Origin of the sequence: Streptomyces sp. NPDC050509 (genome assembly GCF_044457965.1) — a bacterium.
In the GTDB taxonomy this organism is placed as follows: Bacteria; Actinomycetota; Actinomycetes; order Streptomycetales; family Streptomycetaceae; genus Streptomyces.
In genome coordinates, this window is record NZ_JBITHL010000015.1 from 168,752 (window position 1) to 191,605 (window position 22,854).

22 protein-coding genes are annotated in these 22,854 nt (G+C 71.2%); 12 read left to right on the forward strand and 10 right to left on the reverse strand.

Annotated elements, in window-relative coordinates; translation table 11 throughout:
* Positions 1-25: 25 nt before the first annotated feature.
* Together ACIBJC_RS33815 and ACIBJC_RS33820 are read right to left on the reverse strand one after the other, a co-directional pair.
* Entirely contained in the window at positions 26-940 is a 915-nt protein-coding gene (locus ACIBJC_RS33815) for a helix-turn-helix domain-containing protein (protein ID WP_399299140.1), read from the reverse strand.
* A 113-nt stretch (positions 941-1,053) separates the two neighbouring features.
* A complete protein-coding gene (locus tag ACIBJC_RS33820; protein ID WP_399299142.1) occupies positions 1,054-2,061 on the reverse strand; it encodes an alpha/beta hydrolase in 1,008 nt (335 codons plus the stop codon).
* A gap of 368 nt (positions 2,062-2,429) precedes the next feature.
* Here ACIBJC_RS33820 and ACIBJC_RS33825 point away from each other — a divergent pair, with 368 nt between their 5' ends.
* The 3 genes from ACIBJC_RS33825 (at position 2,430) to ACIBJC_RS33835 (ending at position 7,494) form a co-directional block, all read left to right on the forward strand.
* On the forward strand, positions 2,430-3,533 hold the full coding sequence (locus ACIBJC_RS33825) for an LLM class flavin-dependent oxidoreductase (protein ID WP_399299225.1): 1,104 nt from the start codon (positions 2,430-2,432) through the stop codon (positions 3,531-3,533).
* Between the two features lie 2 nt (positions 3,534-3,535).
* Positions 3,536-4,237: an FMN reductase gene (locus tag ACIBJC_RS33830; protein ID WP_399299144.1), complete on the forward strand. Its 702-nt coding sequence runs from the start codon at positions 3,536-3,538 to the stop codon at positions 4,235-4,237.
* 62 nt (positions 4,238-4,299) lie between these two features.
* On the forward strand, positions 4,300-7,494 hold the full coding sequence (locus ACIBJC_RS33835) for an ATP-binding protein (protein WP_399299146.1): 3,195 nt from the start codon (positions 4,300-4,302) through the stop codon (positions 7,492-7,494).
* 50 nt (positions 7,495-7,544) lie between these two features.
* Here ACIBJC_RS33835 and ACIBJC_RS33840 read toward each other — a convergent pair whose 3' ends face one another.
* The 3 genes from ACIBJC_RS33840 to ACIBJC_RS33850 all read right to left on the reverse strand — a co-directional run bounded on the left by ACIBJC_RS33840 (position 7,545) and on the right by ACIBJC_RS33850 (position 10,140).
* Positions 7,545-8,414 (reverse strand): ABC transporter permease, encoded by an 870-nt coding sequence (locus ACIBJC_RS33840; protein WP_399299148.1) that lies wholly within the window; start codon positions 8,412-8,414, stop codon positions 7,545-7,547.
* Entirely contained in the window at positions 8,411-9,478 is a 1,068-nt protein-coding gene (locus ACIBJC_RS33845) for an ATP-binding cassette domain-containing protein (RefSeq protein WP_399299150.1), read from the reverse strand. Before ACIBJC_RS33845 ends, ACIBJC_RS33840 begins: the two co-directional genes overlap by 4 nt.
* A gap of 158 nt (positions 9,479-9,636) precedes the next feature.
* A complete protein-coding gene (locus ACIBJC_RS33850; protein WP_399299152.1) occupies positions 9,637-10,140 on the reverse strand; it encodes a hypothetical protein in 504 nt (167 codons plus the stop codon).
* Positions 10,141-10,289: 149 nt separating this feature from the next.
* Between ACIBJC_RS33850 and ACIBJC_RS33855 the strand changes: the two genes are divergently transcribed.
* The 5 genes from ACIBJC_RS33855 (at position 10,290) to ACIBJC_RS33875 (ending at position 15,645) form a co-directional block, all read left to right on the forward strand.
* Positions 10,290-11,186 (forward strand): hypothetical protein, encoded by an 897-nt coding sequence (locus ACIBJC_RS33855; protein WP_399299154.1) that lies wholly within the window; start codon positions 10,290-10,292, stop codon positions 11,184-11,186.
* 274 nt (positions 11,187-11,460) lie between these two features.
* The gene (locus ACIBJC_RS33860) at positions 11,461-11,829 is read left to right on the forward strand and encodes a hypothetical protein (RefSeq protein WP_399299156.1); all 369 of its coding nucleotides are present in this window, start codon (positions 11,461-11,463) and stop codon (positions 11,827-11,829) included.
* Between the two features lie 232 nt (positions 11,830-12,061).
* Complete coding sequence (locus tag ACIBJC_RS33865; protein ID WP_399299158.1) at positions 12,062-13,120, forward strand: endonuclease/exonuclease/phosphatase family protein; 1,059 nt, start codon at positions 12,062-12,064, stop codon at positions 13,118-13,120.
* Between the two features lie 83 nt (positions 13,121-13,203).
* On the forward strand, positions 13,204-13,458 hold the full coding sequence (locus tag ACIBJC_RS33870; protein WP_329824381.1) for a DUF2630 family protein: 255 nt from the start codon (positions 13,204-13,206) through the stop codon (positions 13,456-13,458).
* 75 nt (positions 13,459-13,533) lie between these two features.
* The gene (locus ACIBJC_RS33875) at positions 13,534-15,645 is read left to right on the forward strand and encodes an FUSC family protein (RefSeq protein WP_399299160.1); all 2,112 of its coding nucleotides are present in this window, start codon (positions 13,534-13,536) and stop codon (positions 15,643-15,645) included.
* Here ACIBJC_RS33875 and ACIBJC_RS33880 read toward each other — a convergent pair.
* A complete protein-coding gene (locus ACIBJC_RS33880; protein WP_399299162.1) occupies positions 15,614-16,120 on the reverse strand; it encodes an ATP-binding protein in 507 nt (168 codons plus the stop codon). The two genes, ACIBJC_RS33875 and ACIBJC_RS33880, sit on opposite strands and share 32 nt — an antisense overlap.
* A gap of 98 nt (positions 16,121-16,218) precedes the next feature.
* The gene (locus tag ACIBJC_RS33885) at positions 16,219-16,728 is read right to left on the reverse strand and encodes an ATP-binding protein (RefSeq protein ID WP_399299164.1); all 510 of its coding nucleotides are present in this window, start codon (positions 16,726-16,728) and stop codon (positions 16,219-16,221) included.
* 316 nt (positions 16,729-17,044) lie between these two features.
* Here ACIBJC_RS33885 and ACIBJC_RS33890 point away from each other — a divergent pair, with 316 nt between their 5' ends.
* Both ACIBJC_RS33890 and ACIBJC_RS33895 read left to right on the forward strand, forming a co-directional pair.
* Entirely contained in the window at positions 17,045-17,887 is an 843-nt protein-coding gene (locus ACIBJC_RS33890; RefSeq protein WP_399299166.1) for a helix-turn-helix domain-containing protein, read from the forward strand.
* Positions 17,887-18,093, forward strand: a complete 207-nt coding sequence (locus ACIBJC_RS33895; protein ID WP_399299168.1) for a DUF397 domain-containing protein — start codon at positions 17,887-17,889, stop codon at positions 18,091-18,093. Before ACIBJC_RS33890 ends, ACIBJC_RS33895 begins: the two co-directional genes overlap by 1 nt.
* On the opposite strand, the gene ACIBJC_RS33900 is transcribed toward ACIBJC_RS33895, so the two are convergent.
* Positions 18,082-18,657 (reverse strand): CGNR zinc finger domain-containing protein, encoded by a 576-nt coding sequence (locus tag ACIBJC_RS33900; protein ID WP_399299169.1) that lies wholly within the window; start codon positions 18,655-18,657, stop codon positions 18,082-18,084. The two genes, ACIBJC_RS33895 and ACIBJC_RS33900, sit on opposite strands and share 12 nt — an antisense overlap.
* 104 nt (positions 18,658-18,761) lie before the next feature.
* On the opposite strand from ACIBJC_RS33900, the gene ACIBJC_RS33905 reads away from it, so the two are divergent.
* Positions 18,762-19,934 carry an epoxide hydrolase family protein gene (locus ACIBJC_RS33905; protein ID WP_399299171.1) on the forward strand — a complete coding sequence of 391 codons (1,173 nt, stop codon included), beginning with the start codon at positions 18,762-18,764 and terminating at the stop codon, positions 19,932-19,934.
* Between the two features lie 106 nt (positions 19,935-20,040).
* Here ACIBJC_RS33905 and ACIBJC_RS33910 read toward each other — a convergent pair whose 3' ends face one another.
* Positions 20,041-21,303: a hypothetical protein gene (locus tag ACIBJC_RS33910; RefSeq protein ID WP_399299173.1), complete on the reverse strand. Its 1,263-nt coding sequence runs from the start codon at positions 21,301-21,303 to the stop codon at positions 20,041-20,043.
* A gap of 232 nt (positions 21,304-21,535) precedes the next feature.
* Positions 21,536-22,405 carry an effector binding domain-containing protein gene (locus ACIBJC_RS33915; RefSeq protein ID WP_399299175.1) on the reverse strand — a complete coding sequence of 290 codons (870 nt, stop codon included), beginning with the start codon at positions 22,403-22,405 and terminating at the stop codon, positions 21,536-21,538.
* A gap of 154 nt (positions 22,406-22,559) precedes the next feature.
* On the opposite strand from ACIBJC_RS33915, the gene ACIBJC_RS33920 reads away from it, so the two are divergent.
* Positions 22,560-22,703, forward strand: a complete 144-nt coding sequence (locus tag ACIBJC_RS33920) for a hypothetical protein (protein ID WP_399299177.1) — start codon at positions 22,560-22,562, stop codon at positions 22,701-22,703.
* Positions 22,704-22,854: the final 151 nt, after the last annotated feature.

The window sequence follows — 22,854 nt, forward strand, 5'->3', positions numbered from 1 at the left end:
AGGAACAGAGAGGGGAAGAGGGGGGTCAGCCCGCGCTGACCCCGGGCCGGGACGCGGCCGAGGACGCGGGGGAACGGTCCGGGGAACCGGGCGGCGGCGCCACGGCCTGGGCGAGCAGGGCCAGCGCCGTACGCGACGGCGAGCCGGTGTCCGTGGTCGCGAGCACGACGTTCTGGCCAGGGCCCTGGCCCAGGGTCTGCTGGGTGACGGTCACGGTCCCGACGAGCGGGTGCCGCATCTCGTGGACGCTGACGTCGCACGTCCTGACGCGGTGGTCGGCCCACATCGACGCGAAGTCCGCGCTCTTCGAGCTGAGTTCGCCCACCAGCGCGTGCAGCGCGGTGTCGTCCGGGTACTGGCCGGCGACCAGCCGCAGGTTCCCCACCACCGACCTGGCCTTGGCCGGCCAGTCCGCGTACAGGTCGCGGGTGTGGGCGTCGAGGAACACCATCCTGACCATGTTGGGGCGCTCCGCCGCCCGGTCCGGGGCGCCGGGGTCGAGATGTCCGGCGAACAGCGCGTGGCCGAGTCGGTTCCAGGCCAGCACGTCGTTACGGCGGCCGAGCACCAGCGCGGGGACGTCCGGGAGCGAATCCAGGAGCTGACCGGCCGCCTCCGTCATCCGCTCCGGCGCGGGCCGCCGCGCCCGGCCACGGCGCTTGGCCGTACGGGCCAGGTCGTACAGGTGCAGTCGCTCGGCCTCGTCCAGACGCAGGGCGCGGGCGATCGCGTCCAGCACGTCCGGCGAGGCGTTCATCGAATGCCCCTGCTCCAGCCGCGCGTAGTAGGACGCGCTCACGCCCGCCAGCAGCGCCAGCTCCTCGCGCCGGAGCCCCGGCACACGCCGCCGCTCCCCGTAGGTGGGAACCCCGATGTCCTCGGGACGGAGCTGGGAGCGCCGCGCTTGCAGGAAGTCTCCGAGCTGAACTTTTCCGCTCATGGATCCGAGTATGGGTCGCCCCGGACGGCGTAGCCTCTCCCTGCGGGTGCTAGGCACGGGAGGGCTCGGCCGGCCGGTGGCGGGCCCGGCGGCGGGCCCGGCGGCGGCGCTGGTCAGGGGGCCGGGACGGGGCCCCGCATATGGGCGCTGATCCACTGGATCAGACCGGCGTCGACCATGTTCGGTACGTAGGTGCGCGCGTTGTGGCCGCCGCCCTGGATCACGCTGAGCCTGGTCCTGATCGGCCCTCGGGTGTACGTACGGACGAAGTCCTCGACCTTCGGTCCGGTCCGGGCGTCGGAGCCGACCGTGCCCACCTGGAAGGCGAGATAGACGTCGGGGCCCTTCGCCCTGATCAGCTCCGGGGCGAGGAAGGCCGGATCGTTCGCCCGCTCCTCCTGTTCGTGCCCGGTCCACAGCCGGGAGTCCGGCGCGAGGTCCGGGCCCGAGACGAGGGCCGCCTTGAACTGGCGGGGCTTCTGGAGGACGGACTTCAGCGCGGCGAACCCGCCGGTGGACGAGCCCATGATCGCCCAGCCGTCGCGCGATCTCAGGGTGCGGAAGTTGGCCTTGACGAGGTCGGGGACGTCCTCCGTCAGCCACGTTCCCATCTTCGGCTGCCCGGGGATGTCACTGGCGTCCCAGTAGAGCCCGCCGGTGTCGGGGTGGGGGTTGAGCACGGGCATGGCCAGGATGAACGGCAGGCTCCTGCCCTCCTGGGACCACGCGGCGATGCTCGCCTCCAGCTTCAGATCCGTACCCATCCAGTAGTTGACGGGGTACCCGGCGCCCCCGGGCAGCGCGATCATGACCGGGAACCCGCTCCTCGCGTACGCCGGGTCCTTGTACTGCGGCGGTACCCAGACCCAGACCCGCCCCGTGAACCCGGACTTCCTCCCCGCCAGCGTCGTCACGGCGATCTTGGACCCGTCCTCGGGAACGGTGGCGGCCACGGTGAACGCGGCGGCCGGCCCGGTCGGCATCAGCACCTCGGACACCCCGGCCACCGCGGGCCGCCTGCCGCCGCCCCTCTCCGTGACGGGCGTGGGGACCGTGTCCCCGCCGTGGGCGAAGGTGATCGGGTCGCCGGTGTCGGAGAAGACTCCGGGAGCATCGGGCACGGGCCGGCCACTCTGCCCCAGGGAGAGAGCCGCAGCAACGGCAACGGCCACCCCAAGGGCCCACTTCTTAAGCGTCCCCTTCGTGTGGCGGGTGTGCGGCATCGGCGTTCTCCTAGGGGCGTGCCTGTCTGTTCCACCTGTCGGGAGGGGAATCCGGGAGGGGGATCCGGGAGGGGCTTAGCGGATCCAGTGGTTCCGTATTGGTACGACAAATCTACTTACAGTGACTCAAGGCCGCAGAGCGAAGCGCCCGGAATAGATTCCGCGCCCGATGCCGTTGTAGGCTTCAGTCGGCAAAGTTGAAGCTTCAACCATTTCGATGAGCCGGATCAGACGCCAGTCCACCGAAGAGGCGAGAGGTGAGCGCGATGCAGTTCGGGATCTTCACGGTCGGCGATGTCACGACCGACCCGACGACCGGACGTACGCCGACCGAGCACGAGCGGATCAAGGCGATGGTCGCCATCGCGCGGAAGGCCGAGGAAGTGGGTCTCGACGTCTTCGCGACGGGCGAGCACCACAACCCGCCGTTCGTGCCGTCCTCGCCCACCACCATGCTCGGCTACATCGCGGCCACCACCGAGCGCCTCATCCTCTCCACCTCCACCACCCTCATCACCACCAACGACCCGGTGAAGATCGCCGAGGACTTCGCGATGCTCCAGCACCTGGCCGGCGGACGCGTCGACCTGATGATGGGGCGGGGTAACACCGGGCCCGTCTACCCCTGGTTCGGGGAGGACATCCGGCAGGGCATCCCGCTCGCGATCGAGAAGTACGCCCTGCTCCACAAGTTGTGGCGCGAGGACGTCGTGGACTGGGAAGGCAAGTTCCGTACGCCGCTCCAGAGCTTCACCTCGACGCCCCGGCCGCTGGACGGGGTCCCGCCGTTCGTCTGGCACGGGTCGATCCGGTCGCCCGAGATCGCCGAGCAGGCCGCCTTCTACGGGGACGGCTTCTTCGCCAACAACATCTTCTGGCCCAAGGGCCACTTCCAGAAGCTGATCGACCTCTACCGCAGGCGGTACGCGCACTACGGCCACGGCACCCCCGAGCAGGCGATCGTCGGCCTCGGCGGCCAGGTGTTCATGCGGAAGAACTCGCAGGACGCGGTACGGGAGTTCCGGCCGTACTTCGACAACGCCCCGGTGTACGGGCACGGGCCCTCCCTGGAGGAGTTCACCGAGCAGACCCCGCTCACCGTGGGCAGCCCGCAGGAGGTCATCGAGAAGACGCTGTCCTTCCGCGAGACCTTCGGCGACTACCAGCGCCAGCTCTTCCTGATGGACCACGCGGGGCTGCCGCTGAAGACGGTGCTGGAACAGCTCGACCTGCTGGGCGAGGAGGTCGTCCCCGTCCTGCGCAAGGAGTTCGCGAACCGGCGGCCGGCCGGGGTCCCGGACGGTCCGCTGCACCCGGCCGTCGCCGCGACCGGGAAGGCCGTCTCCGCGACCCCGAAGAGGGAGGTTTGATCATGGACGCCGTGTCGGTCGACTCCGTCACACCGCTGAAGCTGGTCGCCGTGTCGGCCGGTCTCGGCAAGCCGTCCTCGACGCGCCTGCTGGCCGACCGGCTGGCGGAGGCGTCCGTACGGGCGCTCGCCGCCGAGGACCGCAAGGCGGAGGTCGAGGTCGTCGAGTTGCGCGAGCTGGCCGTCGACATCGCCAACAACCTGGTCACCGGCTTCCCTTCGGCCCCGCTCGGCGCGGCGCTGGCGGCGGTGACCGGGGCGGACGGGGTGATCGCGGTGACGCCGGTGTTCGCCGGTTCGTACAGCGGGCTCTTCAAGTCGTTCTTCGACCTGGTCGAGCCCGACGCGCTCACCGGAACTCCCGTCCTCCTCGCGGCCACCGGGGGGACCGCCCGCCACTCCCTCGTGGTGGAACACGCGATGCGCCCGCTGTTCTCGTACCTCCACGCGCTGACCCTGCCGACCGCCGTGTTCGCCGCGACGGACGACTGGGGCGCGGGGGCCGATACGCACGCGGGCGGACTGCCGGCCCGGATCGAACGGGCCGGCGGGGAGTTCGGCCGGCTGCTCCAGGGGCGGACGGCGCGTGAGGCGACCCGGAGGAACGACAACGGCGGCCACGGGAGCGGGAGCGCCGGCGGGAGCGCGAACGAGTTCGATGAGGTAGTGCCTTTCGAGCAGCTTCTCGCGAACGTCACGCCTTGACCTGATGGACGGTCTGATGGACGGGAAGGTCCGTTGTCAGTGGGGTCTCCTATGGTTTGGGTATGACCCCAGCTCTCATCGGGCGTGACCACCCCATGGGTGTCCTCCGGGCGGAGATCGCCCGGACGACGGACAGCCATGGGGGCCTCGCGCTGGTCACGGGCGAGGCGGGCATCGGCAAGACCGCGCTGGTCACCCGGGCCGCGCACGAGGCGCGGCGGCTCGGCGCGCTCGTCCTGAGCGGCTCGTGCTGGGACTCGGAGAGCGCGCCGGGGTACTGGCCGTGGGTGCAGGTCCTGCGGGGGCTGCGGCGCGGGGTCGGGCAGGAGCGCTGGGCGGAGATCGAGCGCGCGGCGGGCGGGCGCCTCGCGGTACTGCTCGGCGAGCCCCGGTACGTGCGGTCCACGCACCGCCCGAACGCGCCGAACGCGCCAAGGTCCCCGAACTCCCCGAACTCGCCGCAGAACGCCTTCGCGTTGTACGACGCGGTGACCTCGGCCCTGGTCGCCGTCTCGCAGGACCGCCCGGTCGTGGTCGTCCTCGACGATCTGCACGGGGCGGACCCCGCCTCCCTCCGGCTTCTCGAATTCGCCGCGCAGCACGCCTGGTTCGAGCGGCTGCTGCTCGTCGGGGCGTACCGCGACATCGAGGTGGAGGCGCCGGACCATCCGCTCCGGGGCCTGATCCTCCCCCTGGTCGCGCGGGCGACGACGACGCTGACGCTGACGGGGCTCGGCCGGGACGAGGTGGGTGCGCTGCTCGCGCTCACCACCGGGCGGGAGCCGGAGGCGGCCGTCATGGACGAGGTCCACCGGCGGACCGGCGGCAACCCGTTCTTCGTCGAACAGACGGCCCGGCTCTGGCACAGCGGCAGCCCGCTCTCCACGGTGGCGCCCGGGGTGAGCGAGGCCGTACGGAGCAGGATCGCGCAACTCCCGCCGCCGGTGAGCGCGTTGCTGACCTCGGCCGCCGTGCTGGGCCGGGAGTTCCACCACCGGGTGCTGGCGGGCGTCACGGCCGCGCCCGTACCGCACGTGGACCGGCTGCTGGAGCGCGCGGTGGCGGCCCGGGTGGTGGTGGCAGGACAGGCGGGCCGGTTCGCCTTCGCGCACGATCTCGTACGGGAGGCGCTGTACGCCGCGCTGCCGGAGCCGGACGTACGGCGCCGGCACGCCGAGGTCGTACGCGTCCTGGACGGCGATCCCGCGCTCAACGATCAGCTCTTCCCCGCCGAGCTGGCCCGGCACGCCTGGCTGGCGGGCGACGCGCTGGAGTGTGACCGCAGGCTGGACGTGCTGCTGGCGGCGGCGCGGGACGCCTCCAGCAGGCTGGCCGGCGAGGAGACTTTGGGCCACTACCGGCGGGCGCTGCGGATCGCCGAGGGGACGGCGGACCAGCGGCCGGAGGCCGGGCCCGGGGATCCGCGCCGGGCCGTGCTGATCGCCCTGGACCTCGGCGGCGAGTTACGGAACTACGGCGAGGAGGAGGAAGCCTGGCGGTACTTCGAACGGGCCGCCGCCCCGGCCCGTGAGCTGCGGGACGCCGAGCTGCTGGCCCGCGTGGCGATCACCCTGCACCGCCGGGGCGGTGTCCCCGGGCACGAGGCACAGACCACCGGGCTGCTCCGGGAGGCCCACCGCACCCTGATCGGCGGCGGCGCCGATCCGCAGCAGCTCGATCCGGCCCAGCTCGCGCGGGAACTGACCGTACGGTCCACGGCGCTGGCCCGCCGCGAGAGGGACGACGACGCGCTCGCCTTCTCGCTCTGGGCGCGGCACGACACGATCTGGGGGCTGGGCACGGCGGCCGAACGGCTCACGCTCACGGACGAGATGGCCGCCATCGCCCGCCGCGCGGGCGACCACGACACGGAGGTGCACGCGACGGGGATGCGCTGGGTCACGCTGCTGGAACAGGGCGATCCGCGCTTCCTCGCGGAGCTTCGCGCGTATGTCACGCTGGCCGAGCGGACGGGCAAACGCCGCTTCCAGCTCGGCAGCGCCATCGATCTGTCCATGGCCGCCTCCCTCGCGGGCCGCTTCGACGAGGCGGAGGAGCTGCTGGCCAAGGCGCTGGAACCCTGGCGCGAGCACGCACCGTACGGATTCATCAGCGCGCATCTGGACTGGGCGCTCAAGCTGCTCCGGGGCCGGTTCGACGCGGCGCGGGCGGTGGTCGGGACGCTGGACGGTCTGGGCTATCCGTATCCCCGGCTGCCGGCGGCCCTCACGGCGCTGGAGCGCGGCGACACGGCGGACGCGGTCCGGTATCTCCGGGAGGTGGAGGCCGGCGCGGACCCGCAGTTCCCGCGCGTCTACGCCCCGCTGTGGCTGCGCTTCCGCGCCCAGACGGCCGCCGCGTCGGGCGACGAGGCACTGATCTCCCGCGCACGGGCCGCGCTCGCGCCGTACGCGGGCCAGTGGATGGTCTCCCTGTACGGCTGCGACATCAGCGGCCCGGTCGACCTCTGGCTCGGCACCCTGGACGCCGCGAGCGGCCGGTGGGACGAGGCGGTGGCGGCGCTGACGGCGGCGCGCGACGCGGCGGACCGGCTCGGGGCCGTCCCGTGGTCGCAGCGCGCCACCACGGCCCTGACGCGAGCGGAAGCCCTGCGCCACCGCTCCCCCAACCCGGCCCCAGCCCCGTCCTCATCCCCCCAAGCCGGGGACCAGCAGGCCGACTTGCAGCAAGCCGAGTCCCAGGGGGCCGAGTTCCGGCGGGACGGCACGGTCTGGGCGCTGGCCTTCGCGGGGCGGTCGGTCCATGTGCCCGACGCGAAGGGGTTACGGGACCTGCATACGCTCCTCGGCCACCCGGGCGCCGACCTGCCCGCCGTCCACCTCCTCGCCCCCGAGGGCGGACACGTCGTCACCGCGACACGGTCGCTGGGCGGCGACGCCGTGCTGGACGAACGTGCCAAGGCCGCCTACAAGCAGCGGCTGGCGGAGCTGGACGAGGAGATCGACCGGGCCTGTACGCGCGGGGATACGGCCCGCGGCGCCGAGGGTGAGCGGGAGCGGCAGGCCCTGCTGGACGAGCTGCGCCGGGCGGCGGGCCTCGGCGGACGGACCCGGCGCCTCGGCGACGAGGCGGAGCGGGCCCGTAAGACGGTCACCGCCCGCATCCGCGACACCCTGCGCAGACTCGACGCCCTCCACCCCGAACTCGCCGCCCATCTCCGGGCATCGGTGTCCACGGGCTCCACCTGCGCCTACCGCCCCGCCCCCACCGCCCCGCCCGTCGACTGGCGCCTCTGACCTGTCTTCCCGGGGCGGGGGGTGTGCCGACCGGCGAGGCCGCGGTGGCGTCATCTGCGGTTGTACAGGCGCATCGTGACCGTACCGAAGCCGATCAGCAGGACCGCCGACCAGCCCAGGGACCAGGCGATGGCGGCTGTCGGCCAGTGACCCGCCATCAACTCCCGTACCCCGGTCGCCACATGGCTGACCGGGCTGTTGTTGACGAATGCCTGGAGCCAGCCCGGCATCGTCTTCGGGTCGACGAAGACATTGCTCAGGAAGGTCAGCGGGAAGAGCACCATCATGCTGACGCCCATCACGGACTTCTCGCTGCGCAGCAACAGCCCGAACATCGTCCAGACCCACGAGAACGAGAACGAGAAGACCAGCAGCAGCGCCACCCCCGCCACGACCCCGGGCACCCCGCCCTGGGGGCGGTAGCCGATGAGGATGCCGACGCCGAGCATGACGGCCGAGGCGATCACATAGCGGACGACATCGCCGAGGAGGTAGCCGACCATCGGGGCCGGGCGCCAGATGGGGAGGGTGCGGAAGCGGTCGAAGACACCTTTCTCGATGTCGGTGTTGACCGCGACGCCCGTGTACATCGTGACCATCACGACGCTCATCACCAGGATCCCCGGCAGCAGGAACTGGATGTACTCCGCTGTGGAACCGGCCAGCGCGCCGCCGAAGAGGTACGAGTACAGCAGCACCATCATGATCGGGAAGGCCGTGACGTCGAAGAGCTGCTCCGGCACGTGCTTGATCTTGAGCAGGGTCCGCCAGCCGAAGGCGAGCGAGGCGGTGAGCCCGCTGGGCCGGGGCGGCCGGTCCTGGCCGGCCAGGAGGGTCGCCAGATCCTCCGCCGTGGGAGAGGTCAGCGCGGGATCCGCGAGATCGTGCGCGTTCTTCGTCTTCGTGACCGCGGTGCTCATGCCGCCGCCTCCTCCGTCGTCAGGGTGGCCGCCCCACTGCCGTGCGGGCCGCCGTCAGGGACGCCGTCAGGCCCGCAGCCAGGGTTCTGGTCCGGGCTGTCGTCCGGCTTTCTTTCGGTGAGGGCGAGGAACACCTCGTCCAGACTCGGCTGGCCCAGCGAGAAGGTGTCCACCGTGATCCCCGAGCGGGCCAGCTCCGCCAGCGCCCGCGCGGCCTGTTCGGCCACGCCCCGCTCCGTGCTGTGGCCGTTGACCGTCGCGGTCAGCGCCACCGGGTCGGGGCCGAGCTGCACGGCCGCGCCGAGCGCCAGCGCCAGCACCCCCTCGGCCTCCGTCCGCTGCCCCGCGTCCCGCAGCCGCAGATGGACCGACCCGGCGCCGACCGACGCCTTCAGCTCGCCCTTCGTGCCCTCGGCGATCATCCGGCCACGGTCGATCACCGCGATACGGGAGGCCAACTGGTCCGCCTCGTCCAGATACTGCGTCGTCAGCAGCACCGTCGTGCCGTGCGCGACGACGGCCCGGACGATGTCCCACACCTGGTTGCGGCTGCGCGGGTCGAGCCCGGTCGTCGGCTCGTCGAGGAAGAGCAGGTCCGGCGTGTTGAGGAGGGACGCGGCGATGTCGATACGGCGCCGCATCCCGCCCGAGTAGTTCTTGACCTGGCGCCCCGCCGCCTCCGCCAGTCCGAACGCCGCCAGCAGCCGCGCCGACCGCTCCCGCGCCGCCCGTCCCGAGTGGCCGAGGAGCCGTCCGAGCAGCACCAGGTTCTCCGTACCGGTCAGGTCCTCGTCCACCGACGCGTACTGCCCGGTGAGGCTCACCCGGCCGCGTACCGCGTCCGCTTCCTTCCGTACGTCCTTGCCGAAGACCCGCGCCTCGCCGCCGTCCGGCCGGAGCAGCGTCGCCAGCATCCTGACGAGGGTCGTCTTGCCCGCCCCGTTCGGCCCGAGGAGCCCGTAGACGGTGCCCGCCGGCACGGCGAGATCGACGCCGTCGACGGCCCGGTTGTCGCCGAAGACCTTCACCAGCCCTCTGGTCTCGATCGCCAGATCAGTGCTCATTGCTGTTCCCTAGCTTGTCCGTCCGTGGGTCAGGAGATGAGGGCTCCGGAGACGCCGACCACACCCCGTGCTCCCTCACCTCCCAGGCGCGAGACACGTCCGCGCGGCCCGCCAGATCAGATCTGGCGGGCCGCGCGGACGGCGGTACCGCTCGGGCGTCAGGGTTCTCGCGTGTAGAAGCGGTAGAAGGTGGCGATGACCGTGCCCGCGCCGATCGCCAGGCCGATCCCCGAGGACAGCAGCACGCTGTGCCCGGTGAGGCTGTAGAGGAAGCCGATGGATCCGCCCACCAGCACGCCCCAGGCCGCCGCCCTGAGTTCGCGCGGCAGGGAGTGCTCCACCCTGAGCAGCCCGAAGAGCAGCAGCGCGAAGGCGGCCCCGGAGATCAGCGCCAGGGCGAGCTGCCCCCAGGTCGCGGGACCGCCGCTGCGCGCGATGGCCTGGGCGTACGCGCCGTAGGCGATGCCCAGGAAGAGCGGTACGCCGAGGACGAGCGGGGAGATGTGCCGGCCGCTACGCCCGGAGCGCGCGCCGTGAACGCCGGACGCGCCCGACGCGCCGGACCCGCCCGACGCGCGGGATGGTTCGTACGTACGGTGCGCCCCTTGCGTACGGACCGGTGCGCCGCCGCCGTGTCGTCCGGGCAGAACAGGTGTGGCCATGGCCGGGAGCTCCTTCCCTCACCCCCCGCACCCCCCGCTTCTCCAGAGCACACCCGCCCACCGCGCCCGTCAAGCCCGACCGGCCCCCTCCTCACCGGGTCGGCGGCGCACCGCTCGCGCCGCCCGGCCGGTCCGCGTTCCCTTGAGGGGTGCGGACCAACCACCGGACCTCCCTCTCCCTGGCGCTGATCCTCCTGCTGACGGTCCTCACCCCCCTCAGCGCGGTCGCCGCCTGGGCCGATCTGGAGGTCGGCGACACCCGCCGCTTCGTCGCCACGACCGCGCCGCTCGGTTCCGACCACGCCGTACGGATCGCCCTGGCGGACCGGATCACGGACCAGGTGATGTCGGAGATCAAGAGCGGCGCGTTCGATGTGGGGCCGTTCCAGGATGACCTGCGGAGGGCGATGCGCGATCTGCTGCACGACGCCGTGCTGTCCTTCGCCGAGTCCGACGCGTTCAGGAACGCGTGGAGGACGGCCGTACGCGCCACCCACTCCACGGTGGAACAGGCCCTGACCAACGGGCGGGGCAACGCCGTGACCCTTGATCTGGCGCCCGTGGTCCGGCAAGTGAAGGCGCAACTGGTGTCCGACGGCGTGCCGTTCGCCGACCGGATCCCCGTACGGGACACCCGCATCGTCGTCCTGGAGGCGAACGGGCTCGGTGTCTGGCGCGAGGTCGCCGAAGGGCTGCGTGCCGCCGGGATCTGGCCGGCCGTGGGTACGGCGCTGCTCGCGGCGGCTGCCGTACTGACCGCCGTGGCCGGCCGCAGGCGCCGGGCGCTGACGGGTGTCGGCCTCGCGGTCGCGGCGGGCGGGGTGCTGCTGGTCGTGGTCGTCGCGGTGACGCGGGGGACCGTGCTCCAGGACCTGCCGGACGACGGGGACCGGGCGGCCGGCGCCGCGTTCTACGACGCGCTGACCGGCTCACTCCGTATCACCGGCTGGTCCCTGCTGGGCGCAGGGCTTCTGCTGGCACTGGCCACGTGGCTGACGGGGCGCCTCACAGGCCGCCGGGAGAGGTCGCCGGGAGAGGCCCCTTGAAGGCGGCCACGAGAGCGGTCAGGAGGGCCGCCACGCCTGGCTTTACTAAATCTTTATTCCGATACCACCCAGCCGAATGTCCCTTTTGTTCCATTTGGAGCACCATGGGGTTATGAGCCAGAACACAGCACAGCGGCCCCCCACCACGGGCATGGGCACAGGCACAGGTACTGGTACTGGAATGGGCATGGGAACCACCGGCGTAGGACACGGCACCGGAGCCCATGCGGAAAGGAAGGCCGCTTGGGCAGTTGGCGGTAGCTTCTTCGCCGGCGTGCTCCTGCTGGTGATCGGAGTGACGGACATCCTCCAGGGGATAGCGGCGATCAGGAGGAACGCGTTCCTCAACACCGCCGGCTACACCTACTCGTTCAACCTGACGTCGTGGGGCTGGATCCATCTGGCGATAGGCGTTCTGCTCGCCCTCGTCGGTATGGCACTCCTCGCACGGGCCAGGTGGGCACGGTACGCGGGTATAGGACTTGCCGCGCTGAACATGATCGCGCAGTTCATGTATCTGCCACACCAGCCGGTGTGGGCCGTCGTGGGCATGGCACTGTCGGCGTTCATCATCTGGGCGCTGGCCAACGACCGGGGCGCTCTCGACGCCGGGGCACGATCCGGGTCGGGCGCGAGAACCTGACGATCCGGCACCCCCGGACCGAAAAAGCCACACAGAAAAAGCCACACAGAAAAAGCCACACCGAGAAGCCACACCGAGAAGCCACACCGAAGAAGCCAACCAACCTCGCGGGAACAGCGGTTGTCGCCGCTGTTCCCGCCTTCACGTGTGTGCGCCCATAAGGCGTGAGGAAGGATGGGGACCTCCACCAGGCCATGACCTCCATCGGGCCGAGCGCGAGAGGCCAACCCCGTTGAACAGCCCCAACCGTAGGGATCCTGCGGACGCACCGTCACCGCCCGTCGCCCGCCCCCTCCACCAGCGCCTGCTGATCGGGGCCACCGGCCTGTTCCTTCTCGCCGCCACCGTCCTCCTCGGCTGCCGCGCGCTCGGCAGCGACGGCGTCACCCCCGTACCGCAGCTCCTCGCGTTCCTGCCCTGGCTGCTCGTCCCCGCCGCCCTCGCCCTGCTCCTCGCCGCGCTGCTGCGCTGGCGCGCCGGGGCGGTCTGGGCGCTGGTGGTCATGGGCGCCGCGGGATGGTTCCTGCGGCCGTACGACACGGGCACGGGCGCCGGAGCCGGCACCGGCTCCGAGGTCCGGGCGGCGGGCGCCGCGTCCGGGGCGGGGAGCGCCGCGCCCGTCCCGCTCAAGGTGCTGACGTCCAACGTCGAGTACGGGCAGGCCACACGCGGCCTGATCGAGGTGATCCGCCGCGAGAAGCCGGACCTCGTCTTCGTTCAGGAATGCGAGTTCCGCTGCGTGGAACTCCTGGCCGAACAGATACCGGACGCCGACTACCCGTACCGGAACGTCGTCAAGGCCAGCAGCGCCGAAGGGTCCTCGATCCTCTCCCGCTTCCCGCTCACCGACACCGCGCGCATCCCCGGCCTCCTCGCGATGCCCGGCTCCACGGCGCGCATCGGCGACCGTACGGTGCAACTCCAGCTCGCCCACCCGCTGCCGCCCATCCCGGGCATGGTCGACGACTGGCATACGGAGCTGGGCCGTATCCGTACGTTCGCCGCCGCGCAGAAGGCGGCCGACGCGCCGCTGATCCTCGCGGGCGACTTCAACGCCACCCGCGACCACGCCACGTTCCGCGCCGTCCTGGACGCGGGCGCGCTGCGCGACAGCGCACTCCTGGCGGGCGCGGGCCGTACCCCGTCCTGGCCCACCGACGTGCCCAGGCCGCTGGGCGCGCAGATCGACCACGTCCTGGTCAGCGACGACTTCTCGGTACGGAGCGCCCGCTTCCTGGACCTGGCGGACACCGACCACCGATCCCTGCTCGTCGGCCTCGAACTCCACTGAGCGCGGTCCGACGCGCGGTCCGACGCACGGCTCGACATACGGTCCGACATGCGGGCGGGGCGGCCCGGCGTGAGGATCGGAGCATGAACGACGAACCCAATGCCGACATCCTGCGGAACATCGACGCGCTCGTCGCGGAGGAACGCGCCCTGCGCGAGCGCTCGACCCGCCGGCTCGGCCTCGCGCCGGACGAGGAGACGCGGCTGCGCTCCGTGGAGGTCCAGCTCGACCAGTGCTGGGACCTGTTGCGCCAGCGCCGCGCCAAGTCGGAGTTCGGGGAGAACCCGGACGAGGCGCGGGTCCGGCCGGCGAGCGAGGTCGAGGGGTACCAGGCGTAGGCGCAGACGCGGCCGGAGCCGCCGGACCGGGCACCGGTGTCGGCCACGTTCCGCCCCGTACGTCACCCTGGCGCCATGGGAGAACACTCCGACCCGAGCGACACCCCGAGCGACAACCCGAGCGGTAACCAGGGCGGTAACCGGGGCGGCGCGGGCCCGTCGAACGCCCCGCCGCGCCGCCCCACCGCCCCCTCCTGGCTGCTCGCGGGGCTGCGGCCCAGCTCCGCGCCCATCCCGTGGGCCGCCGTCGCCCGTGCCTCCGTGGGCATGGCCGTCCCCCTCGCGGTGGGTTTCGCCGTCGATCAGCCCGCCTATGGGGCGCTCGCCTCGATGGGCGCCCTGTACGGCGTCATCGGCGACACCGCCGACGCGTACCGGATGCGGATCTTCCACATCGCGGTCCCCCAGCTCTTCGGCGCCGTCGGCGTCACGCTCGGCGCGCTCGTCTTCGACCGGGGCTGGTGGGCCGTCGGCGTGCTCACCCTGCTCGCGCTCGTCTCCGGAATGATGTCCTCCATCGGCGCGGTCGCCTCGTCCTCGGGGCTCCAGCTCCTCCTCTTCTCCGTACTGGGCGCGGGGCTGGCGATGCCCGAGCCCTGGTGGGTGGCGCCGCTCCTCTTCCTGCTCGGCGGGCTCTTCGTCCTCCTCCTGTCCCTGCTGGCCTGGCCCCTGCGCGGCATGGAACCGGAACGCGCCGCCGTCGCCGGTACGTACCGCGCGGTGGCCGACCTCCTCGCGGCGGCGGGTCGGCAGGAGTACGACACGAAACGCCAGGCCGTCACCGACTCCCTCAACGTGGCGTACGACCTGATCCTCGCCCGCCGCGCCCGCGAGCACGGCCGCTCGGAACCCCTCGTACGGCTCCTCGCCCAGCTCAACGTCGTCATCCCGCTGGTGGAGGCCGCCCCCGCCGCCCATCTGCACGGCCGTCCGCTGCCGGCCGCGGTGCCCGACGCCGTAAGGAAGTTGGCGGACGCGGTGGCCGAGGGCCGTACGGACCGCGCCACCGAGCCGGACCGTCCCCCGCGGCCCGGCGCCACCTCGGCGGAGCGCGCGGTCGACGCCGCGCTCCGCCACGCCACGTCCGTCGTGAACCACTCCGAGCCCGACCCGCACAACGTCGACGACCGACTCGGCCGCCCCGCCGCCCTCCGCGTCCGCGCGCGCCGCGCCACCCGCGACGTCCTGCTCTCCGAGGACTCCTGGCGGTACGGCCTGCGTCTCGCGCTCTGCATCGGGCTCTCCCAGGCGCTGGTGTCCCTCATCCCCGTACCGCGCTCGTACTGGGTGGCCCTCACCGTCACCTTCATCCTCAAGCCGGACTACGGTTCGGTCTTCTCCCGGGCCGTGCTGCGCGCCCTCGGCACGGTGGCCGGGCTCGTCGTCGCGGCGGCGATCCTCTCCCACGTGGCGCGCGGCTGGTGGGACGTGGCGGTGATGCTCGTCATCGCGGGGATCGTGCCCGCGATGACGGCGAAGGGGTACGCCTTCCAGACGGCGGCCATCACCCCCGTCATCCTGCTCCTCTCCGACCTCCTCAGCCACGAGGGCTCCGGGCTGCTGCTCCCGCGCTTCGTCGACTCGATGATGGGGTGCGCGATCGCCCTGATCGCGGGGTATCTGCTCTGGCCGGAGAGCTGGCACACCCGCATCGGGGACCGCCTGGCGGACGCGGTCGAGGAGACGGCGGAGTACGTACGGTGCGCCTTCGCGCCAGCTCCCGACGCCGCCGATGCCGATGCCGCCACCGGAGTCGGCACCGGCCCCGACCAGTCGGAACGCGTGCGCACCCGCCGCCGCATCTACCGCGATCTCTCCGTCGTCCGCACCGAGTTCCAGCGCGCCCTGACCGAACCGCCGCCCACCGGCACCCGCGCCAGGGCCTGGTGGCCCCTGCTCGTCGCCGTCGAACGCGTCGTGGACGCCACGACGGCGGCCCGGGTCCGCGTCGACCACGGCGCCCCGCCGCCCGCCCCCGCCGAGATCACCGCGATCGTCCGCCAGTTGCGCGAACTGGCGGACGGCATGCGGTCGAGCGCCGTCCTGGTGGAGGTACGGGCGGAACTCGGCGGCGACGAGAAGGGCGTCCTGGCCCCACTGCGCCAAGAGGTACGGGGCGCACGCGCCATCGCCTCCCCGCAGCGCCGCACCGGCCTCACCGGACGCCCGACGCACCCCCCGATGTGATCCCCGGCCTGCCCCCCGGTGTGACCCCTTGCCCTTCCGTCACCCCGCCCGGCACCTTCAGCAACGCCCAGACCCGCTTCCCCGGCCCCCGCCGCGGCGCCACGCCCCAGTCGTCGGCCAGCGCCGCGACCAGCGCCAGCCCCCGCCCGCACTCGTCCTCCGCCTCCGGAACGCGCGGCCTCGGCAGACAGTCCCCCGCGTCCTCGACCTCCACCCGGAACAGCCCCTCGGCCCGGAACAGGGTGACGGCGATCTCCCGGCCCGGCGGACTGCCGTGCCGCAGCGCGTTGGTGACGAGTTCCGACAGCAGCAGAGCCGCGGTCGCGCCCGGATCCCCGTCCAGTCCGATCCGCGCCCGCAACACATGGCGCGCCCGGCCGACGCTACGAGGGTGACTGGAGAGCCGGAAAGTGACGTATTGGCCCTGCGGATCGCGCTGTTCGTCGTCCTGCTTCGTGGGGGCGTCGTGGTTCATGGGAAGGAACTTCCCCGTAACAGGACATTTACGTTTTCCGCGCCCGCATATCTCGCCCCGGACGCCACGTTTCGCGCTCCGCTCAATGGCACGGATTGTCAGGGGCTGGTGGTTTCGTCGCCCCCATACACACGGGGGTGTGCACCCGGACCCGCTCCCCCGTCAAACCCGGTTGACCGCGTCCACAGTTCGCACCAGACCGTCTTGCCGACGGTACGGGGCTCCACGCCCCACCGGTCCGCGACCTGCTCCACGATCAGCAGCCCCCTGCCGAAACACTCCTGGTCGGTGGCGGCCCGCACCACCGGCAACCGCTCCCCGCGCGGATCGGTGACCTCGATACGGAGCACTGCGGCCGTCAAGGCGACCCGCACCCGGAAGAACCGGTCCCGCAGACACCCGTGCAACAACGCGTTCGTCCCCAACTCACTCACCAGCAACGCCGCCGACCACGACAGCTCCGGCCGCCCCCACTCCGCCACCAACCGCCCCACGTGCCCCCGGGCCAGCGACACACTGCCGGCCACCGGCGTGTAATCCAGCGAATCCACCTTCAGCACGGGCCCGAACTCAGGCCCCGGGGCCGGAACTTCCTGCGCAGCGGTCATGAACACGCACCTCCGTGTGCGGTCGGGATCTGCCCGTACGGGGACGCGCATGGCAGTGGCGATGCCACCCCGCTATGCGCCGGTTCCGGCGCAGGGCAAGGCGGTGCACTTCCACCAAGTGGCTCCGCAGTGCGAGCGGTTGCGCACTGAACGTAGCGGCCGGTATGCGCAAAGCTCAAGCATTGCGGGAACATATTCCCCGTAAGGGTGACCGGCCGCCGAGGGCGACAGGGGAGTGACACACTGTGAACAAGCTGACGAGGAGGGTGACATGGGGAGAGCCCCTGGTTGGACGGGCGGGAGCCGAGTTTCCACCGTGCTGGGCCGCAAGTTGGGCGGAGAGCTGTACAAGCTGCGCGTCGCGGCGGGCAAAACGCAGCAGGAGGGTGCCGCCGCGCTGAGCGCGACTCCGACGAAGGTCGTCAAGATGGAGAGCGGCTCGGTACCCATGCGGGACCCGGACATCAAGGCGTTGTGCGAGCTGTACGAGGTGGACGCCGACGTTCTGCACCGGATGCGCGAACTGGCACGGAGGGACCGGGACCGGCGCAAGGTGAAGGGGTGGTGGGACGACGAGCAATCAGTCGCCGCCCAAGTCGAGTACATCTCCACGGAAGACGCGGCACTCAGCATCCGACAGTGGCAAATGGCGCTCATCCCCGGCCTGTTCCAGACTCCCGAATACGTCCGGGCCATGGGGGTGGCCGATCTGTCCTGGGACGACATGGACCGGATCGAGGAGGTCGTCGCAACACGGTTGAAGCGCCAGGCACGACTGCACGCCGAGGACCCTCTGCACATCCATGCGGTGATCTGGGAAGCCGCGCTCCGGCAATTGATGGGCGGCCCCAAGGTGATGAGCCGCCAGCTCAATCACCTGTGCGAGCTGTCAGAACTCCCCAACGTACGCATTCAGGTGCTGCCCTTTCGCGCTGGGGCGCATCCCTGCGTCGGTGGTCCCTTCAGCATTCTCTCCTTCGGCGAGGAGGGAGCTGTGGACGTGGTGTACCAGGACACCGCTCGGTCTACCATCTGGTACGAGGATGCGGCAGAGGGATCCGACTACGCATCTCTCTTCGCCCGGGTTGCCGGATCGAGCCTGTCGCCCTATGACTCGGTCCAGTTCATCGACAGTGTCAGCAAGGGATTGACCGAGTGATGTCCTTCCAGTTCAAGAAGTCCAGCTACAGCGGCGGAACCCCTGACTGCGTCGAAGTCGCCCGGAACATACCCGGCACCGTCGCCGTCCGCGACTCCAAGAACCAGGCCGGCCCGGTCCTTCTCCTCACCCCCGCCGCCTGGTCCGCCTTCGCCACGACCGTCCCCGCGTCGAGGGCGCCCGGGGAAGGCCGATCACTCCGCTGAACTGGAGTTTTTGCGCTGGTTGGCCTGGAAGCGCGCCTTCTTCTGACGGTTCCCGCATGTGTTCATGTCACACCATTTGCGGGTGCGGCTCTGGCTGGTGTCGAAGAAGGCGGCTTGGCAGGTCGGTGACGCGCACAAGGCCAGTTTTCCGTCGCGTTCGCCTGCGATGACGCTGACCGCGTCGGCGGCGATCACGCTGAGGGCGTCTTCCACGCTGGAAGCCGAGCCGAGCAGCCATCGCCGCCGGCCCTCGGGCGTCAGGACGGCCGCCGCCTGACCCTGCGCGCTGTAGTCGTTGATGACCTGGACAGCGGACGCGGGCAGAGCGTCCTGGAGCGCCGCCGCTGTCGCGGCGGCGTGAATCGACTCCCTCAGTTCCCGGGCGCGGTCGAGCTGGGCCGTGGTGCAGGACGCCACGGCGAGGCCGTTCACTTCCAGCCAGTCGACGAGTCGGTGCGGCACCGGAATGCGCTCCACAGGGTTGCCACGACGCTCCGACAGGGTCCCCGTGAAGCTGGTCGCCAGCACGGTACCGAGGCGGAAGTCAGGAAACCCAGCAGGCATGGAACCACCTTAGCTGGTTGCAGCGTGGCTGGGAGAACTGTTAGAACCGTCTTAGCCGGTTCTCAATGGATCGGAGCCGGTTCCGCGACGGCCAGGAGGTTTTCATGTCCCGCCCCACCAGCGACGTGCAAGCATTTGAAGCCCACGCACCTGACGCCGACCTCGACGATCTGCGCGCGCGGCTGGCCGCGGCGCGGCTGCCGGAGGCCGAGACGGTCTGTCGCCCCGGGCCCGACCCGCGCCGATGGGACCAGGGCGTTCCGCTCGCCGACCTCGTCGATGTCGTGGACTACTGGCGCACCGGGTACGACTGGCGGTCGTTCGAAGAGCGCCTCAACCGGATCGGCCAGTTCCGCACGACCATTGACGATCTGGGAATCCACTTCCTGCACCGCCGGTCCCCGCGCGCGGACGCCACTCCTCTGGTCCTGACGCACGGCTGGCCGGGCAGCGTCGCCGAGTTCGCCGATGTGGTGGACGAGCTGGCGGATCCGAAGGACGCGGACGCCCCGGCGTTCCACGTCGTGGCCCCGTCGCTCCCGGGCTTCGGTTACAGCGACAAGCCGGCCACCACCGGGTGGGGAACGGAGAAGATCGCAGCCGCCTGGGTGGAACTGATGGGGAGGCTCGGCTACAGCAGGTTCGCCGCCCACGGCGGGGACTGGGGAGGCAATATCACCACGGTTCTCGGCGGCAGGTTCCCTGCGCACGTTCTCGGCATCCACACCACGTTCGCGGAGGCGCCGCCCGGGGTGACCACGGACGGGCTGACGGCGGTCGAACGCAAGTGGACCGAGGAGACCCGCGATTTCTGGCGCCACCACGCGGCGTACGCGAAGCAGCAGGCGACCCGCCCGCAGACCATCGGCTACTCGCTCGTCGACTCACCGGTCGGGCTTCTCGCCTGGATCCTCGACAAGTTCGCCGAGTGGTCGGACACCGAGGACAGCCCGTTCGAGACCATCTCCAGGGACCGCGTTCTGGACAACGTCACCCTGTACTGGCTGACGCGGACCGGCGCATCGTCGGCCCGCATCTACTACGAGAGCCACAACTCGCTCGACCCCGAACTCCGGGTCGACGTCCCGTCGGCGATCAGTATGTATCCCGGCGACGTCGAGAAGTGTCCGCGCCCCTGGGCGCAGCAGCGGTACCGACAGATCGTCCGATGGAGGTCGCCCGAGAGCGGGGGACATTTCCCGTCGCTGGAGGTTCCCGAGTATTTCGTCAAGGATCTGCGAGAGGGCCTGGCGGCAGTGCTGGCCGCTCATCGGTGAACGCGGCTCGGCGGCGCCGGATCCGTACGGTCATGTCGGTGAGGACATGATCCGAACGAAGCCGGCGCCGCGAACGGCCTGCCTGCCGGTCGGCCTGCCTGCCTGCCTAGCCGACCGCCGCGTTGACCGAGGCGATGATCTTCTCGCCCCATGCCTTCGTGACGCTGCCCTCGCCGTTGGCCTTGAGCATGAGGTGGCCGAACTTCGTGCTGCGGTTGGCGCGCAACTGCTGGAGCTTCCTGGGGCTCAGCGAGCTCTTCTCCTCGTGCGAGACGAGGTCGAAGGTGTGGTTGTTGCTGCTGCGGGAGACGAACGAGAACTTGTGCGCGGCCGAGCCCCCGCCCTTGATCACGGTGAAGCCTATGGTCATGCCCGCGCTCTGCATGTCGTCCGCTTCCATGTCCTTGACGAGGCCCGCGTACTTCTTCTTGTCCTCGACACGGCTGGAGAGCTTGCCGTGGCTGGACATGGCACCTGATGCGGCGTGCGTGGTGTATTCGGAGTACTTCTTCTTGTACACCCGCGACTTGTCCAGCATCTCCGGCGGGTTGGCCGCGTCCTCCTGCTCGTGCTCCGCGACACCCTGCCTCAGGTACTCACCGGTGCTCTGCGTCGGGAAGAGGACGATCTTGGGCTCGGTCGGTGCGCCGTTCGAGTCCTGGCCGCCGAAGCGCACCAGGCCGGTGAACGCGTGGCCGGGCTGGGCGAGGCGGAAGCCCTCCATGCCTCCCTTGTGCACCTTGACCTGTTCGCCGGGGACGACTGGCCAGTGCGGCGGCGCCTTCCCGTCCCCGTTGTCGACGATGTACGCGTCCGAGTCCTTGTATCCGGGGCGGCTTCCCCCGCGGAGCGCTGCCATATCCGGCGTCTCGGCGAACGCTTTCCCGTTCACCGCCTCGTAGCGTGCCTTGATCTGGTCCACGATGTCCGTCCGGTTCACGCCGTAGTACTTCGTCAGTACCTGATTCACCAGCGCCTTGTTCTTCAGCGGCAGCATGCCGTTCGGCACGGTGGCGCGGATCCCCTCGTGCTCGCGCGGCAGCTCGAACTCCGTTTCGGCGGCGGCCCCGGCGCCCTTCGGCGGCCCCGACCGGATGGGCATCGGCGCCGGCGCCGGGGGCGGCGGGGGCGCCGGGGGGCCCGGTGCGCGCTGGATGCTCGGCGCGTGCGGATCCCCGCGCAGCGCGAGGCCGACGGCGCGGTTGCCCGCCTCGCCCTGCAGACGGAGGAGTTGCGCGTTGCCCGGGGTCGCCGACCGGATGGGCGCGACCGACGCCGAACGGCCGGGCACGGGCGAGACGGGCCGGCCGGGCGCGCGCTGGACCCGTTGCCCCGCCTGGGCCGACCGGGGAGGCTCCTGAGCGTGCATCACTGGCCTTTCTGTTCGGAGAAAACCGAGCGGATCGCTCCAAGCCGGTCCGGAGCAACGGGCGTTGCGCCGGCCGGCCGGGAGCGGACGCGTCCCCACCGCTCGCGGCTGAGGCGCCCCTCCCCATCGTGTGCGACCGTTCGCCGTCATGTACGGAACTCTACAAAACCCGTGGACGTATCAACCAATCGATCCCCTTCGCCTCGTCACCGACCCCGCGGACGCCGACCGTTCAGACCTCGGTGCGCTCGACGGGGATCCACAGCTCCGCGTCCGCCCGCGCCCCGTCCGGCGACAGCCGGGTGCGCAGGATCTCGGGTCCCGGCCGGCTCCGGTACGGGTTGGACGGGAACCACTGCGTGAACACGTCCCGCCACAGATACTGGAGCGCCTGCGGGAACGGCCCGGAGTTCTCGAAGACGGCCCAGGTCCCCGCCGGGACGGTGAGCGCGTCCAGGTCCTCGGGGACCGCCGCCCGGGTCACCACGCCGTGGTAGTAGTCGAGTTCGGTCCCCTCGGCCCGGCTCGGGTCGAGGCCGTCGCTCACCGCGACGATCCCCTCCGGTTCCTGGTCGGACAGCGCGGTGATACGCCCTATCGTCTCCTGGCCGATACTTCGGATGAAGTCGGCGATCGCCGGATTCATGCCCTCATGGACGAGGGGGACCCGGGCCTTCCGGCCCGCCACGACGAACTGCTCCTTTTCCACAACCCTGTATCGCATACCGCTGCTCCCTTCGATGACGAGGCGGAAGGACATCCGTGGCTGGGAGTGCAGAGCCGCACCGGTCCGTCTGGCCTCGCCGGGACCGACGCCGTGCACGGCGCGGAACGCGCGTGCGAACGCCTCCCCCGAGGTGTAGCCGTAGCGCACCGCGATCTCCAGCAGCGTCCGCTCCCCGGCGAGCACCTCGGCGCCCGCCACGGTCAGCCGCCTGCGCCGGATGTACTCCGACAGCGGGATCCCCGCCAGCGCGGAGAACATCCGCCGGAAGTGGTACTCCGACGTCACCGCGATCCGCGCCAGCTCGGCCACCTCGATCCGCTGATCGACAAGGTGCGCCTCGACGTGCTCCAGAGCCTGGTTCAGCCGCTCCAGCATCCCTGCCCCCTTCCCTTTCCGCTCCACCACGTTAGGAAGGGACCAGGGTGCCGGACCCGACATCCTGTGCCCGTCGTGGTCGGGTGCGGCGGGGCCGGAGGTCAGCTCCGCATGGCAAACCGGAGCAGTCAATCCGTAATGAAGGAGGTTCACCATGCCCCCCGCAGGCCGCCCCCGCGCCTTCGACATGGAGGCCGTCCTGGAAGCCGCGATGCTGCTGTTCTGGCAACAGGGCTACGAGGCGACCTCGCCCGCGGCCGACGCCGTACTCGCGACCTGGGACGCGCGGGGGCGCTGACGCTCGCCCGCACCGAGACCTCACCTTCCGGGCCTACCGACCTACCGACCTACCGGCAGACCGGCCTCCGGCGACTTTGCCATCTCTTTACAACCGGTCCCGCCGCTGTCTCGTCTCTCCGCTCGACCCGTAAGGCAGCCCGCCGCGTCCA